Here is a 14,751-nt window from a genome sequence, read left to right as displayed (position 1 = left end):
GTGGGCAGCGTGGTGACCCGCATCTACGTGACGAGCGCCGAGGGGCGCACCGGCAAGTCGACCGTCGCGGTCGGACTCCTCGAGACCCTCCGGGCGAGCGTGCCGCGCGTGGGCGTGTTCCGCCCGATCGTGCGCGCGGATGTGGAGCGCGACTACGTGCTCGAGCTGCTCGTCGCGCACGCGAGCGCGGGACAGAGCTACGAGGACTGCGTCGGGGTCGACTACGACGCGCTGCACGCGGATCCGGATGCGGCGCTCGCGACGATCGTGGAGCGCTTCGCGGAGGTGGAGGAGCGCTGCGACGCGGTGCTCATCCTCGGCTCCGACTACACGGATGTGGGAACCCCCACCGAGCTGTCCACCAACGGGCGCATCGCGGCCAACCTCGCGGCCCCGGTCGTGCTCGTGACGGGGGGCCGCCAGCCCGACGGCGAGGACGCGCGCACGCCGAAGCAGTGCGCCGAGATCGCCGCGATCGCGCTCGGCGAGCTGCGTCAAGAGCACGCCGAGGTGCTCGCCGTGATCGTCAACCGTGCCGACCCGGGCGAGCGAGCCGCGATCGCGGACGCCGTCGCCGAGGCGACGGGGCTTCCGGCGTGGGCGATCGCCGACGACCGGGAACTCGCGGCGCCCCTGCTGCGCACGGTGCTGGCCTCCGCCGAGGCGGAGCTGCTGCGCGGCGACGACCGCGCGCTCGACCGGCCCGTGCTCGGCACGACGATCGCCGCGATGTCGCTGCCGAACGTGCTGCCGCGCCTCATCCCCGGCGGCATCGTCGTCGTGCCGGGCGACCGCTCCGACGTGCTCGTCGGCACCCTCGCGGCCCAGCTGTCGCAGACCTTCCCGGCGCTCACGGGCGTGATCCTGAACGGCGGCTTCCCCATCGACCCGGCGATCGAGCGACTCATCGACGGTCTCGGCACCGAGCTGCCGATCGCCCGGACGACGCTCGGCACCTTCGACACGGCGGTCCGCATCACCCAGGCGCGCAGCCGCCTCGCCGCCGACTCCCCCGCCAAGCACCAGCGGGCGGTGGCGCTCTTCGCCGAGCACGTTGACGCCGCCGAGCTGGTGCGACTGCTGAGCCTGCCGTCGAGCGACGTCGTCACACCGATCCGCTTCGAGCACATGCTCGTCGAGCGCTCGCGCGCCGCCGACAAGCACATCGTGCTGCCGGAGGGCGACGACGACCGCATCCTGCAGGCCGCGTCGATCGTCGTGAGCCGGCGCATCGCGCGCCTCACGATCCTCGGCGACCCGGAAGCCGTGCACGCCCGGGCGGCGGCGCTCGGGCTCGAGCTGGGGGACACTCGTGTCGTCGCGACGAGCGACCCGGAGCTGCACGAGCGCTTCGCGAGCGAATACCTGCGGCTGCGCGCGCACAAGGGGGTCTCCGCCGAGCGGGCCGCCGAGACCGTCACCGACGTGTCGTACTTCGGCACCCTCATGGTGCATCTCGGCCTCGCCGACGGGATGGTGTCGGGCGCCCGGCACACGACGGCGCACACCATCCGGCCCGCCTTCGAGATCGTCAAGACCGCCCCGGGCGTCTCGGTCGTGTCGAGCGTGTTCCTCATGGCGCTCGCCGACCGGGTGCTCGTGTACGGCGACTGCGCGGTGATCCCCGAGCCGACCGTCGAGCAGCTCGCCGACGTCGCCATCTCCTCCGCGGCGACCGCCCGGCAGTTCGGCATCGAGCCGCGCGTGGCGATGCTCTCCTACTCGACCGGCGAGTCGGGCTCGGGCGCCGAGGTGGATCGGGTGCGCGCGGCGACCCTGCTCGTGCAGGAGCGCGCGCCCGGACTGCCGGTGGCCGGCCCCATCCAGTACGACGCCGCGGCCGACCCCACGGTGGGCGCCTCGAAGCTGCCGGGATCCGAGGTGGCGGGGCGCGCCACGGTGTTCGTGTTCCCCGACCTCAACACCGGCAACAACACCTACAAGGCGGTGCAGCGATCCGCCGGCGCGGTCGCGATCGGGCCGGTGCTGCAAGGTCTCGCGAAGCCCATCAACGACCTCTCGCGCGGTGCCCTCGTGCGCGACATCGTCAACACCATCGCGATCACCGCGATCCAGGCGGAGGGTCGCGCGTGAGCGGCATCCGCACGGTCTTCGTGCTCAACGTCGGATCGAGCTCGATCAAGTACCGGGTGCTCGATGTGGAGCACGGCACGGTGCACGCGGATGGCGTGATCGAGCGGATCGGCGTCCCCGGCTCGGGGGTGCCGGACCATGCCGCCGCACTCGAGGCGGTGCTCGCCGGCCTCGGCGGGGTGCGGATCGACGCGGTCGGACATCGCATCGTGCACGGCGGCACGCGCTTCGTGCAGGCGACCGTCATCGACGACGACGTGGAGCGCGAGATCGAGGCGCTCGCCGACCTCGCGCCCCTCCACAACCCGCCCGGGCTCGCCGGCATCCGGGCGGCGCGCGCGGCGCTGCCCGAACTGCCGCACGTGGCCGTGTTCGACACCGCCTTCCACGCCACCATCACCCCCGCGGCCCGCGACTACGCGATCGATGCCGAGGTGGCGGCGCGCACCCGCATCCGCCGCTTCGGGTTCCACGGCACCTCGTACCGCTATGTGAGCCGACGTGCCGCCGAGCTCCTGGGGCGCGCGGGCGACCCGGGACTCCGGCTCGTGGTGCTGCACCTCGGCAACGGCGCATCCGCGGCGGCCATCCTCGGCGGGCGCTCGCTCGACACCTCGATGGGGCTCACCCCGCTCGAGGGGCTCGTGATGGGCACCCGCTCGGGCGACCTCGACCCCGCGATCCTGTTGTACCTGGCACGCGAGCACGGCTACACGACCGCCCAGCTCGACGAGCTGCTCAACCGCCGCTCCGGCCTCGTCGGGCTCGCCGGACGCAGCGACATGCGCGAACTGGTCGCCGCGGCGGAGTCGGGGGACGAGCGCGCCTCCCACGCGCTCGACGTGTACGTGCACCGACTGCGGCGCTACATCGGCGGATACGCGGCCGAGCTGGGCGGCATCGACGCCCTCGTGTTCACGGCGGGGGTCGGCGAGAACAGCGAGTACATCCGCCGGCGCGCCGTCGCGGGGCTCGAGTTCCTGGGACTCGCGGTCGACCCCGGGCTCAACGCGGTGCGCTCGCGCGAGCCGCGATCGATCTCCCCCGCCGGATCCGGTGCGGCCGTGCTCGTGGTGCCCACCGACGAGGAGCGCGAGATCGCCCGCGAGACACGCGACGCCGTCGCGCCGCGCTGAACCGGTGGCCGCGAGTCAGGCCAGCCTCAACTACCTTGCGGAATGCAGGGGCCTGAGTAGCGTTGAACACGACGCATGCCGGCTCAGCCGGCTGGATCCTGAGGAGGACGCCATGACCGACGCGAAGACCAAGACCATCCCTTCCAGCTCCGTCGACCCGGATGTGACCGCCGGCGTCGCCCAGTTCCTCGGCGCCGTCGTCGTCGACCTCCAGGCTCTCGCGATCGACGGCAAGCAGGCGCACTGGCACGTGCGCGGCGACAACTTCCAGGCCGTGCACGAACTCCTCGACGAGGTCGTGGAGCACGCCCAGGAGTACGCCGACACCGCCGCCGAGCGCGTCGTCGCCCTGGGCCTGCCGATCGACGCCCGCATCCAGACCGTTGCCTCGAAGACCACCACCCCGAAGCTCGCCGCCGGGTTCCAGCAGTCGCGCGATTCGATCGCCGCCATCATCGCCTCGATCGACGCGACCCTCGCCACCGTGCGCACCGCGGTCGAGGAACTCGCCGAGCTCGACCCGGTGTCGCAGGATGTCGCGATCGAGATCTCGCGCGGCCTCGAGAAGGACCGCTGGTTCCTCTTCGCGCACGTCGCGGAGTAGCCACCGCAGCTGCGGGGGCTGGTTTCGATACGCCCGCGTCGCGGGCACTCGACCAGCGGGTATCGCGCGGTCGCACCCACTGCCGATCGAGTGCCGCCGCGCAGCGGCGGTCTATCGAGATCCGCCGGATCGAGTGCCGCCGCGCAGCGGCGGTGTATCGAGATCAGCCCACACGCGCACCCGCGACGACCGTCGCGTGCACGGGGAGGGTGCGCAGCGCTTCCGGCGCGACCGCGTGCGGGTCGGCGTCGAGGATCGCGAGATCCGCGAGCCCGCCGACGCGCAGGCCGTCGACCCCGCCCCACGAGGCCCGCAGGGCATCCGGGAGCGGTAGCGCCTGCTCGGGATGCCACGGCTCCCGGGCGTCGCGCGTGCGCGTGACGGCCGCCGAGAGCGTGACCCACGGGTCGAGCGGCGCGACCGGAGCGTCGGAGCCGAGCACGAGCTGCGCCCCCGCGTCGAGCAGCGCGCGGTAGGCGTAGGCCCGGTCGGTGCGGCCGGCCCAGTGGTGGTCGGCGACGTCGCGGTCGTCCATGGCGTGCTCGGGCTGGACGCTCGCCTGCACGCCGAGCGCGGCGAAGCGCGGGGCGTCGCCGGGCCGCAGCAGCTGGGCGTGTTCGATGCGCGGTGCGAGCGGCGCATCGGCGGGGATGCCGAGCGCCGCGAAGGTGTCGAGCGCCTGGGTGAGCGCCCGGTCGCCGATCGCGTGGATAGTGGGGATCAGCCCCGCCGCGAGCGCCTCGCGGGCGACGGCCCGCAGCTCGGCATCCGGGTAGCTCGGCAGGCCGTGCCCGCCGTCGCCGTCCGGGTAGGCGTCGACGCACCACGCGGTGCGCGAGTTGAGCGCGCCGTCGGTGAAGAGCTTGAACCAGCCGACGGTTCCGAGGCCGTCCGCGCCGAGGCCGTCCGCGCCGAGGATGGGGTCGCCGGAGCGGAGGCGGCGTGCGCGCACCCGCTCGAGATCGGCGGGGTAGACCCCCGCCTTCACGCGCAGGGTGCGCAGGCCCTCGCCGATGCGCCGCTCCCACGCCTCGACCGCCCCGCCCATCTCGAGGTCGACGATGCCGGTGACACCGCGAGCGGCTGCTGCACGGGCGGCATCCGCGACCCAGCGGTCGAGGGTCGTCGCATCCGTTGCCGACAGGCGCGCGTTGAGGTCGAAGGCCGGCTGCTCGTTGAGCCACCAGGCGTCGTCGGGGAGTCCGGCTCGGCGGAGCAGGGCCCGGTTCGACCACACGGTGTGCACGTCGCCCGAGACAAGCGCGACCGCCGTCTCGCCGACCTCGAGCGACTCGACATCGGGTGCATCCGCCCACAGGGCGTCGCGGAAGCCGTAGCCGAGCAGGATCTCGGAGCTGTCCCAGCCGGCGTCGACCCGTGCCCGAACGAGTGCCGCCGCTTCGGCCGCCGATCCCGCCCCCGACAGGTCGAGCCGCCGCGACACGGCCGACCACTGCCCCATGTGCACGTGCCCGTCCCACATGCCCGGCGCGAGGTACCGGCCGTCGAGTTCGACGCGCTCGACGCCCGCGGCATCCAGCGCGAGCCCGATCGCGGAGATCCGCCCGTCCTGCAGCAGGACCTCCACCGGCTCCTCCGCCGTGCGCTCGGCGCCGACCCGCCGCACCCCGGCGAGCAGCAGTCCGCCGCTCACGCGCGCCCCCGCCGCATCCGGGATCCCATCTCACGGAGTCGAGCAACCCATCTCACGGAGTCGCTGTGACGGGAGTTGCCTACCGGGGCAGAAGTAGCCGATTCCGCGACTCGACTCCTTGAGATGGGATCCACCAGTCCTTGAGATGGGTGCAGTCGTCCTCGAGCTGGCGGGTGCGCCACCGAGTCGGCGCTCACGCGGGACCCGACGCGCGGCGGTCTTCGGAGCGGCGCATCTCGGCGGCGAGCGCGGCATCCGCGTACGGGCCGTCACCCGCGAGGGCCTCGATGATCGTCGCACGCACCTCGTCCGGCTTGTTCTGGCTGAGCTTCGCGCGCGCGTCGAAACGGGTGACGCGGATGCGCAGCCCCACCGTGCCCTTCGCCACGCGTTCCGCGTAGGCCTCGTCGATGTGCAGCGAACGCGGCTCGGGCATCCGCTTCTCGAAGTGGTCGGTGAGCCGGTGCAGCACCTGGAAGTTCTCCTGGGCCGAGAGGATCTCGGGCGTGCCCCACAGGTGCGCGGTCACATGGTTCCAGGTGGGGATGAAGTCGCCCTCGGCGTACCAGCCGGGCGAGATGTAGCCGTGCGGTCCCTGCACGATCACGAGCACCTCGTGCTGCCCCAGCTCGTGCGCGAGCTCGTCGGGGCGCCCGAAGTGCGACACGATCGAGATGGTGTCGTCGTCGGTCTCCTCGAGCAGGGTCGCATAGTGGGATGCGACGAGCCCGGCCGAGGTGTGCGACACGTAGGTGGTCCACGGGTTGCGCCGGATGAGCCGCTTCACCTCGTCGACCTCGGTCATCAGGTAGTGGGGCGTGTGGCGCATTCGCCGCTCCTCGGTCGCTCGGGCCTCACGCCTGGTCGACGGGGCACCAGTACAGTTTGCGGCCTCCGAGCTCCGCCATCGCGATGCCGGTTCCGCACACGCGGCACGGTTCTCCCGTGCGGTGGTACACCCAGTGCCGGTCGTCCCGCGATGCGAGGGCGCGTCGATACGCCTCGGGATCCAGGTCGTCCATGGTGAGCATCTGACCGGTCTCGACGCCGATGCGCAGCAGGTGCACCCAGTCCCGCCACAGGCCGCGCACGACCTCCTCGGGCACCTCCCGGCCGGGCCGGAACGGGTCGAGACGGGCGCGGAACAGCAGCTCGGCGCGGTACACGTTGCCGATCCCGGAGACCACCGACTGGTCCATGAGCAGCAGGGCGATCGGGGTGGGCTTGCGCCGCACGACCGCGGTGAAGCGCTCCTCGGCCTCCACGAGATCGTCGACGAGGGGATCGGGCCCGAGCCGTGCGATCGTGCGATCCACCTCTTCGATGGTCTGCACCTCGCATGCCGTCGGCCCGCGCAGATCCGCACACGCGGTGGCCGTCAGCAGCCGCACGCGCACCGCGCCGACGGGTTCCGGCGGCCAGCTCTCGAGTTCGGGCTCGAGCTTCTCGGACTCCGCCATCCGCAACCGGGTGCGCCGCGGGGCGCCGATCGACCACGGGCTGTCTTCGTGGGCACCGACCACGGTGCCCCGCTGGTTGGTCTGCCCGATGCGCCCCTTCGCGGACGCCAGGGTGTCGTCGACCGTGATGTCGCCCGCGAAATCCCAGGCGCCGTACATGCCCAGGTGCACCCGTAGCCAGAGCCCGTGGTCGAACTCGAGGAACATCTGCTTGCCGACGGCTTTCGCCTGCACGATCTCGTGGCCGTCGAGCTGGGCGGCCCCGGATGCGAACCGCCCCTGCGGCGAGCTCACCGCGACGGGCGCCCCCGCGAAATTCGCGGCGAACTGTCGCGCGATCCGGTGTACCGAGTGGCCTTCAGGCATCCGCTCATCTCCGCGAAAGTACGTGCTTCTGGGGTGTTCTCGACCCGAAACGGCCCCAAAGTGCGTACTTTCGGGGACTCGGGAGTCGGGAGTCGGGGGCCGGGCCTATTCGATGTCGTGGCCGACGATGCGCCCCGTGGTCTCGTACTCGGCGAGCTGCGCGATGCGGCGCGCGTGGCGCTCCTCGCCGGGGAACGGGGTCGCGATGAAGCGGTCGATGAAGGCGATCGCCTCCTCGACGGTGTGCTGGCGGGCGCCGATCGAGATCACGTTGGCATCGTTGTGCTCGCGCGCGAGCTCGGCCGTGGAGTCGTTCCAGACGAGCGCGGCACGCACTCCCTCGACCTTGTTGGCGGCGATCTGCTCGCCGTTGCCCGATCCGCCGAACACGACGCCGAGCGCCTCCACGCCGGAGCGCTGGTCGCGCACCACCGCACGGGCGGCGTTGATGCAGAAGCTGGGGTAGTCGTCGAGCGGCTCGTAGCTGCGCGGGCCGTGGTCGATCACCTCATGGCCGGCTTCGCTCAGGTGCTGCTGGAGGGTCCGGCTGAAGTCGAGGCCGGCATGGTCGGTCGCGATGTGGATGCGCACCCGACGAGTCTAGGCGGGCTCCCCTCTAGCCTCCGTCGGCGGTCGGGGGCACAATCGGATGAGGACGATCCGCGAGGTGATCACGATGCGCCAACGCACCAGTTTCGTACCCGATGTCATGCCGCACCTCTCCGCGGGCAGACATCGCAATCCGCGCCGCGGCGCCTGCTTCATGGAGTTCGCCTCCTATCTGGCGGGCGAACGCTGGAGCGACCACCCCGCGTGCACCGACCGCACGCTCGCGGCGCTCGCCCGCGGCGTGAACGATCTCGTCGACGACGAGCGCCGCGACGAGCTCCTCACGCTCATCCCGCGCGTCGTGGGGCTGAGCGGGGGCGAGGAGCTCGGTCTCGTGGTCGCTCTGCGCGCCGCCACCGAGGCCCTGCCGGTGGCCAGCATGGAACGGCAGCGGGTGCTCGCGGCGGGCGTGCTGTCGCTGTGCGCGTTGCTGGAGCAGCGCGGCGTCCCCTCCCACGCGCTGCGCACCGAGGCTCACCGGGTGCTCGACACGGTTCCGGATGCCGCCCGCTGGGCGCGGCACCACATCGTGACGGTGTCGGCACGCTTCCCGCACCTCGACACGGTGTCGAGCGAGCTCGTGGTCGCGACCGCCGTGGTGGGCACCGCGCGCGCCTGCATCGACGATCCCGACGGTGCCCTCATCCGGATGCTCGAGCGCGCCGTCGACGACCTCGAAGCCCTCGTGCGCCCCGCCGCACCGGCACGGCGCAGCGAACCGGCACCGGCACCCCTCGTCCGCACCCGCTGACCTAGGCTGGACGCGGATACGATCCGCGACGCCGAAGGAGCACCCGCGTGCCTGGAGAGAACCTCACCCGCATCGAAGCCCAGGAGCGCAAGGCGCTCGTCGACACCCTGAGCTACGACATCGAGCTCGACCTGACGACGGGCCCCGAGACCTTCCGGTCGAGCACGACCGTGCGCTTCACGGCGACACCCGGCTCCTCGACGTTCATCGACGCGATCACCGCCCAGGTGCACTCCGTCGCCCTCAACGGCACCGCGCTCGATGTCGCGGTCGCCGATGGCGCCCGCATCCGGCTCGACGGTCTCGAGGCCGAGAACGAACTCGTGGTGGTCGCCGACTTCGCCTACACGAACACCGGCGAGGGCCTGCACCGCTTCGTCGACCCGGTCGACGGCGAGGTGTACCTGTACTCGCAGTTCGAGGTGCCCGACAGCCGCCGCGTCTTCGCCGTCTTCGAGCAGCCCGACCTCAAGGCGAGGTTCCGCTTCACGGTGACCGCGCCGGAGGCGTGGCAGGTGGTCAGCAACTCGCCCACCCCCGAACCGCAGAGCCTCGGCACCGGATCGGCGGTCTGGCACTTCGAGCCGACCCCGCGCATCTCCAGCTACATCACGGCGCTCGTCGCCGGCCCCTACGAGGTGGTGCGCTCCGAGCTCACGAGCTCCGACGGCCGCGTCATCCCGCTCGGGATCTTCGCCCGCAAGTCGCTGTTCGGCTACCTCGACGCCGACTACGTGTTCGACATCACCCGCAAGGGCTTCGCCTACTTCGAGGACAAGTTCGGCTACCCCTACCCCTTCGCGAAGTACGACCAGCTGTTCGTCCCCGAGTTCAACGCGGGGGCCATGGAGAACGCGGGCGCGGTGACCTTCACGGAGACCTACGTGTTCCGCGGCAAGGTGACGGACGCCATCAAGGAGCGCCGCGTCGTCACGATCCTGCACGAGCTCGCCCACATGTGGTTCGGCGACCTCGTGACCATGAAGTGGTGGAACGACCTCTGGCTCAATGAGTCGTTCGCCGAGTGGGCCTCCACGATCGCGACCGCCGAAGCCACCGAATGGACGGAGGCCTGGGCCACCTTCCAGGCCATGGAGAAGAGCTGGGCCTACCGCCAGGACCAGCTGCCGTCCACCCACCCCGTGGTGGCCGACATCCGGGATCTCGAGGACGTGCAGGTCAACTTCGATGGCATCACCTACGCGAAGGGCGGCTCGGTGCTCAAGCAGCTGGCGGCCTGGGTCGGCATCGACGCCTTCTTCGCGGGCGTCGGCGCCTACTTCCGCGCCCACGAGTACGGCAACACGGAGCTCGCCGACCTGCTGCGCGAGCTCGAGGTCAGCTCCGGACGCGACCTGTCGACCTTCTCGGCGCAGTGGCTCGAGACGGCGGGGGTGAACACCCTGAAGCCCGAGATCGAGACGGATGCGGCGGGCATCATCACCTCGTTCCGCGTGCGCCAGACGGCCCACCCCGACTACCCGACGCTGCGGCAGCACCGGATCGCGATCGGGTTCTACGACTTCGCCTCCGGCGCCGCCGACGCCCCCCTCCTGCGCACGCACCGGCACGAGTTCGACCTCGCGGCAAGCGAGTGGAACGAGGTCGCCGAGCTCGTCGGCCGCGCGAAGCCGGATCTCGTGCTGCTCAACGACGACGACCTCGCCTACGCGAAGATCCGCCTCGACGACGACTCGTTCCGGGTGGCGATCGACGCGCTCTCGCGCATCGCCGACCCCCTCGCCCGCGCCCTCGTCTGGGGCTCGGCGTGGGATGCGACCCGCGACGCCGAGATCCCGGGTCGCGACTACGTGCAGCTCGTGCTCGGCAACATCGGCGCCGAGACGGAGTCGACCACCATGCGTCTCTCACTCGGGCAGCTCGTGCAGACGGCCCGCAGCTACGTCGACCCCGACACGCGCGAGGCGACCATCCGCGAGATCGGCGACCGGCTGTGGGTGCTCGCGCAGCAGGCCGCGGCCGGGTCGGATGCCCAGTTCCAGTTCGTGAAGTTCTTCGCGAACGTCGTCTCGACCCCCGACCACGGCACGGCGCTGCGCGGACTCCGCGCGGGCACGATCACCCTCGACGGGCTCGAGATCGACACCGACCTCGACTGGGAGCTGCTCGAGGGGCTCGTGCTGCTCGGCGAGGCGGGCGAGCTCGAGATCGCGGCCGCGCTCGAGAAGGACGACACCGCGAACGGGCAGCAGGCCGCCGCCCGGGCGCGGGCGACCATCCCGACCGTCGAGGCGAAGCAGGCGGCGCTCACCGCCGCCCTCACCGACGCCACCATCCCGAACGTCGTGCTGCGCAACATCGGGCTCGGCTTCACCCACCTGAACGACCCTGCCGTGCTCGAGAGTCTCGTGGCCCCCTACTTCGCCGCGCTCGCGCGGATCTGGGAAGAGCGTCCGTTCGCGATCGCCCAGTACATCGTGCAGGGCTTCTACCCCGCGCCTCTCGCGGATGCGGCGCTCGTCGACGCCTCGCGTGCCTGGCTGGATGCCCACTCCGAGGTGCCGGCCCTGCGTCGCATGGTCATCGAGGGGCTGGCCGGGGTCGAGCGCGCACTCGCGGCGCAGGCGCGCGACCGCGAATAACATTCCGCGACACGCCCGTCGAGGCCTCGATGGGCGTGTCGCGGCGAATCACCCCCGCTTTGGGGCGCGAATCGGCTGACGAAGGCTCGATACCGTGGTCGGGACACGTTACCCGGTGTCGCCACGGAACCTCGGTTCCTCTCATGGAAACCCGACTTCATGACCACCGCAGCTGACGGTCGGCAGGTTCAGGCCGGCTGGTATCCCGACCCTCTGGGCGCACCACAGCTCAGATGGTGGGACGGTCACGCCTGGACGTCGCACACCTCGGACTCGCGGCACACCCAGACCCGCACGGCGGAGCAGCAGCCGACCGCATCGCGGGCGCCCTACGCCGAGCCGCCCGAGTCGGCGGCCGCGGAGGCCGCCGAACGCCGCGCGCGCCACCGCGCCCCGGCCGCGGACGACGCGCGCGGCGACCGACCGGCGGCCCAGCTGCACGCGGATGCCGTGCCCGCGCTGCCCGCCGGCACCTCGCAGCTGCCCGAGCTCGGCTGGGCCGGCGCCGCGCTCACCCTGCACTCGGTGCAGAGCACCCGCGTGCCCATGCTCATCGAGCTCGGTGTCGCCGGCCATCCCGCGATCCGCATCGACGCGCGCCACCAGGCGTTCTCCTGGGAGCTGGGCCTCGACTGGTTCCCCGAGCACCCCACCGGCGTCGTCGTCTCCGTCGAGCTCGTCGGGGCCGGCACCCCGCCGCCGTTCGAGCTTCCCGGCGAGAGCCTCGACGCGCTGCTGTGGAAGGTGGGGCGCGCCGCGTTCCCCGAACGGCTCGCCCCGTGGCTCGAGCCCGATCAGTGCTACCGGCTCACCCGGTGGCCGAACTGGACCACCCTCAACCCGGACACCGACCAGATCCGCCAGACCGCGATGCTCTCCAACGCCTGGCTCACGATCGACGCGCTCGCCGCCATGTCGGGTCGCAGCCACGAGACGACCCGCTCGCTCATCAACGCCCTGAGCCTCATGGGCACCCTCGCGGCCGCCACCATCGAGGCGCAGCCGCAGGCGGGCGCGGCCCGCGGACGCCTGGCCGAGGGCGGCCTGTTCCAGCGTCTCCGTGAGCGTTTCGGGCTGTAGCAGTGGCCGAGCACGTCATTCTGTTCGCCGGACCGATGGGGGCGGGCAAGTCCACCGCGATCCGCTCGCTGAGCGACATCGAGGTCGTCTCCACCGAGGCCGCCAACACCGACCGCATCACGATGGACAAGCCCACCACGACCGTCGCGCTCGACTACGGCGAGATCGATCTGGGCCCCGACGACAAGATCCGGATGTACGGGGTGCCCGGACAGAGCCGGTTCGACTTCATGTGGACGATGCTGCAGGAGCGCGCGATGGGGCTCATGCTGCTCATCAACGCCGACGCCGCCGAACCCGAGCGGCAGGTGCGGGAGCAGCTCGCGGCCTTCGACGGCATCATCCGCCGCGGCGGGATCGTCGTCGGCGTCACCCGCTACGACCTCGGCCCGGCGGAGGTCGGCGAGCGCATCGTGTCGACCGTGCACGCGGCGGTCCCGGATCGGGCGACCCCGGTCTTCGCGGTCGATGCGCGCGATCCGCACCAGATGCGCATGATGCTCATGGGTCTCGTCGCCGACATCGAGATGCGGCAAGCCCTCGCGGCGGGCGTCGCGTGAGCGAACCGCCGCCGCACCGAGACCCGCGCATCGTCGACGCGGTCACGGCTGCGCTCGCGCGGCTCGGCGCGCGCTGCCCCGCGGTCGAGGTCGCCGTGGTGCTCACCGACGACGGGTTCCAGATCGCACGCCACCCGACGGACGCGCAGGGCGCGGGGCGCCTCGCGAGCATGGCGAGCGCCCTCCAGGCGCTCGGCGAGGCGATCGCCCGGGAGCTCGCGCTCGGCGAGCAGCGCCACGTGCTCATCGATGCCGCGGAGGGCGGCGTGCTGCTGCGGCGCGTCGAAGGGTGGCCGTTCGCGCTCGTCGCCGTCGTCGCCGAGGGGAACCTCGCGGACGCGCTCGAGAGCATCGACGACGTGCTCGACGAGCTCGCGACCACCCTGGCGGCATCCGGCGCGGAGTGAGCCCGCCGATAGGCTGGGATCGTGGACGCACTGCAGAGCTGGTGGGACGGCCTCGGCGGCTGGCAGGTGCCGGTTCGCGTGCTCATCATCATCGTCGTCGCGACGCTCATCCGGCTCGTGCTGCAGTTCGTGATCGCGCGCGTCGTGCGCACGATCGTGACAGGCGTGAAGAAGCGCCAGGGCGTGCACGACACGCAGGCGCTCGCCGCGACCCCGCTCGCCGCCGTCCGGATCGTGCAGCGCACCCGTGCCCTCGGCGGGGTGCTCTCGAGCGTCGTGACGACCGTCGTCGTCATCGTGGCGCTGCTGCTTGTCATCACGACCATCTCGCCCGATGCCGCGGGCGCCTTCTCGCTCATCACCGCGGCGGTCGGCGCGGGCCTCGGTTTCGGTGCGCAGAACATCGTGCGCGACACCCTCAACGGCATCTTCATGGTCATCGAGGACCAGTTCGGGGTCGGCGACGTCGTGGACCTGGGGCCCGCCACCGGCGTCGTCGAATCGGTCGGCATCCGGGTGACCGACATCCGCGACGTGAACGGCACCCTCTGGCATGTGCGCAACGGCGAGATCGTGCGGGTCGGCAACCTCTCGCAGGGCTGGGCCCGCGCCATCATCGACCTCGCGGTGCCGTACGAGGTCGACATCGAAGACGTCGAGGCGCGCATCCTCGCGACCGCCGTCACCCTGCAGCACGACCCCAAGTGGCGGCGGCTCATCATCGAGAAGCCCGAAGTGTGGGGCATCGAGTCGATCTCGGCGGAGGCGATCGTGATCCGGCTCGTCGTGAAGACCCGCACGAGCGCGAAGGACGACGTGGCCCGCGAGCTGCGTGCCCGCCTCAAGCGGACCCTCGACGACGCCGGCATCCGGCTGCCCGCCCTCAACTCGATCGTGCTCTCCGGCTACGAGGGCGCCGGCTCGATCCGCGGCGCGCGCACCCCCAAGACCCAGCCCGTGCCGCTCGGCGAGCAGGCGAGCAGCTCCGCGCCGAAGGACCCGTCGTGAACGACCTGACCTTGCGGATGGGCGCCGGCGGCGACGTCGTGGGCGGCAGCTTCTGGGCCGAGGTGGGCGGGCGCGCGACCTTCGAGAGACTCGTGCGGCGCTTCTACGCCGGCGTCGCGGAGGACGCGCTGCTGCGTCCCATGTACCCGGAGGAGGATCTCGAGGGCGCCATCCAGCGCCTCACCGGCTTCCTCGAGCAGTACTGGGGCGGGCCTGGCAGCTACAGCGAGCAGCGCGGGCATCCGCGGCTGAGGATCCGGCACGCACCGTTCCCCATCACCTTCGCGGCCCGCGACGCATGGCTCGCGCACATGCGCGTCGCGGTGGACGAGTTGGAGCTCAGCCCGCTGCACGAGAACATGCTCTGGGACTATCTGGAACGCGCGGCGCACGCGATGGTGAACACCGCCGGATAGCGT

14 protein-coding genes are annotated in these 14,751 nt (G+C 71.8%); 10 read left to right on the top strand and 4 right to left on the bottom strand.

Annotated elements, in window-relative coordinates; genetic code table 11:
• The first annotated feature begins 9 nt into the window (after window positions 1–9).
• The 3 genes from pta (at window position 10) to FLP23_RS06550 (ending at window position 3,834) form a co-directional block, all read left to right on the top strand.
• Complete coding sequence (pta, locus tag FLP23_RS06560; RefSeq protein ID WP_149325116.1) at window positions 10–2,094, top strand: phosphate acetyltransferase; 2,085 nt, start codon at window positions 10–12, stop codon at window positions 2,092–2,094.
• A 5-nt stretch (window positions 2,095–2,099) separates the two neighbouring features.
• The gene (locus tag FLP23_RS06555; RefSeq protein WP_210414020.1) at window positions 2,100–3,230 is read left to right on the top strand and encodes an acetate/propionate family kinase; all 1,131 of its coding nucleotides are present in this window, start codon (window positions 2,100–2,102) and stop codon (window positions 3,228–3,230) included.
• A gap of 112 nt (window positions 3,231–3,342) precedes the next feature.
• Window positions 3,343–3,834 (top strand): Dps family protein, encoded by a 492-nt coding sequence (locus FLP23_RS06550; protein WP_149325114.1) that lies wholly within the window; start codon window positions 3,343–3,345, stop codon window positions 3,832–3,834.
• Window positions 3,835–3,997: 163 nt separating this feature from the next.
• Here the strand turns inward: FLP23_RS06550 and FLP23_RS06545 are convergent, their stop codons facing one another.
• From FLP23_RS06545 to FLP23_RS06530, 4 genes are all read right to left on the bottom strand, one after another.
• The gene (locus FLP23_RS06545) at window positions 3,998–5,488 is read right to left on the bottom strand and encodes an amidohydrolase (RefSeq protein ID WP_149325113.1); all 1,491 of its coding nucleotides are present in this window, start codon (window positions 5,486–5,488) and stop codon (window positions 3,998–4,000) included.
• A 193-nt stretch (window positions 5,489–5,681) separates the two neighbouring features.
• A complete protein-coding gene (locus FLP23_RS06540; protein ID WP_149325112.1) occupies window positions 5,682–6,317 on the bottom strand; it encodes an FMN-binding negative transcriptional regulator in 636 nt (211 codons plus the stop codon).
• Window positions 6,318–6,342: 25 nt separating this feature from the next.
• A complete protein-coding gene (locus tag FLP23_RS06535) occupies window positions 6,343–7,314 on the bottom strand; it encodes an Fpg/Nei family DNA glycosylase (RefSeq protein WP_149325111.1) in 972 nt (323 codons plus the stop codon).
• Window positions 7,315–7,419: 105 nt separating this feature from the next.
• Complete coding sequence (locus FLP23_RS06530; RefSeq protein WP_149325110.1) at window positions 7,420–7,905, bottom strand: ribose-5-phosphate isomerase; 486 nt, start codon at window positions 7,903–7,905, stop codon at window positions 7,420–7,422.
• A 58-nt stretch (window positions 7,906–7,963) separates the two neighbouring features.
• Between FLP23_RS06530 and FLP23_RS06525 the strand changes: the two genes are divergently transcribed.
• The 7 genes from FLP23_RS06525 to FLP23_RS06495 all read left to right on the top strand — a co-directional run bounded on the left by FLP23_RS06525 (window position 7,964) and on the right by FLP23_RS06495 (window position 14,748).
• Window positions 7,964–8,674 (top strand): hypothetical protein, encoded by a 711-nt coding sequence (locus FLP23_RS06525; protein WP_149325109.1) that lies wholly within the window; start codon window positions 7,964–7,966, stop codon window positions 8,672–8,674.
• Window positions 8,675–8,721: 47 nt separating this feature from the next.
• Window positions 8,722–11,277: an aminopeptidase N gene (gene pepN / locus FLP23_RS06520; protein ID WP_149325108.1), complete on the top strand. Its 2,556-nt coding sequence runs from the start codon at window positions 8,722–8,724 to the stop codon at window positions 11,275–11,277.
• A gap of 159 nt (window positions 11,278–11,436) precedes the next feature.
• Window positions 11,437–12,357, top strand: a complete 921-nt coding sequence (locus FLP23_RS12460; RefSeq protein ID WP_246139922.1) for a DUF2510 domain-containing protein — start codon at window positions 11,437–11,439, stop codon at window positions 12,355–12,357.
• A 2-nt stretch (window positions 12,358–12,359) separates the two neighbouring features.
• Window positions 12,360–12,917 carry a GTP-binding protein gene (locus tag FLP23_RS06510; RefSeq protein WP_149325107.1) on the top strand — a complete coding sequence of 186 codons (558 nt, stop codon included), beginning with the start codon at window positions 12,360–12,362 and terminating at the stop codon, window positions 12,915–12,917.
• Window positions 12,914–13,324 carry a roadblock/LC7 domain-containing protein gene (locus tag FLP23_RS06505; protein WP_149325106.1) on the top strand — a complete coding sequence of 137 codons (411 nt, stop codon included), beginning with the start codon at window positions 12,914–12,916 and terminating at the stop codon, window positions 13,322–13,324. Before FLP23_RS06510 ends, FLP23_RS06505 begins: the two co-directional genes overlap by 4 nt.
• Before the next feature lie 21 nt (window positions 13,325–13,345).
• Window positions 13,346–14,332 (top strand): mechanosensitive ion channel family protein, encoded by a 987-nt coding sequence (locus FLP23_RS06500; RefSeq protein ID WP_149325105.1) that lies wholly within the window; start codon window positions 13,346–13,348, stop codon window positions 14,330–14,332.
• 17 nt (window positions 14,333–14,349) lie between these two features.
• Window positions 14,350–14,748 carry a globin gene (locus FLP23_RS06495; protein WP_149326227.1) on the top strand — a complete coding sequence of 133 codons (399 nt, stop codon included), beginning with the start codon at window positions 14,350–14,352 and terminating at the stop codon, window positions 14,746–14,748.
• Window positions 14,749–14,751 lie beyond the last annotated feature (3 nt).

Origin of the sequence: Protaetiibacter larvae (assembly GCF_008365275.1) — a bacterium.
In the GTDB taxonomy this organism is placed as follows: domain Bacteria; phylum Actinomycetota; class Actinomycetes; order Actinomycetales; family Microbacteriaceae; genus Homoserinibacter; species Homoserinibacter larvae.
The sequence above is the reverse complement of the archived record's forward strand: the minus strand, read 5'-3'. Positions and strand labels throughout refer to the sequence as shown.

Coding starts and splice junctions, on each gene's coding strand:
- FLP23_RS06550 (WP_149325114.1), top strand. CDS start 3,343: ATGACCGACGCGAAGACCAAGACCATCCCTTCCAGCTCCGTCGACCCG.
- FLP23_RS06540 (WP_149325112.1), bottom strand. CDS start 6,317: ATGCGCCACACGCCCCACTACCTGATGACCGAGGTCGACGAGGTGAAG.
- FLP23_RS06535 (WP_149325111.1), bottom strand. CDS start 7,314: ATGCCTGAAGGCCACTCGGTACACCGGATCGCGCGACAGTTCGCCGCG.
- FLP23_RS06525 (WP_149325109.1), top strand. CDS start 7,964: ATGAGGACGATCCGCGAGGTGATCACGATGCGCCAACGCACCAGTTTC.
- FLP23_RS12460 (WP_246139922.1), top strand. CDS start 11,437: ATGACCACCGCAGCTGACGGTCGGCAGGTTCAGGCCGGCTGGTATCCC.
- FLP23_RS06495 (WP_149326227.1), top strand. CDS start 14,350: ATGGGCGCCGGCGGCGACGTCGTGGGCGGCAGCTTCTGGGCCGAGGTG.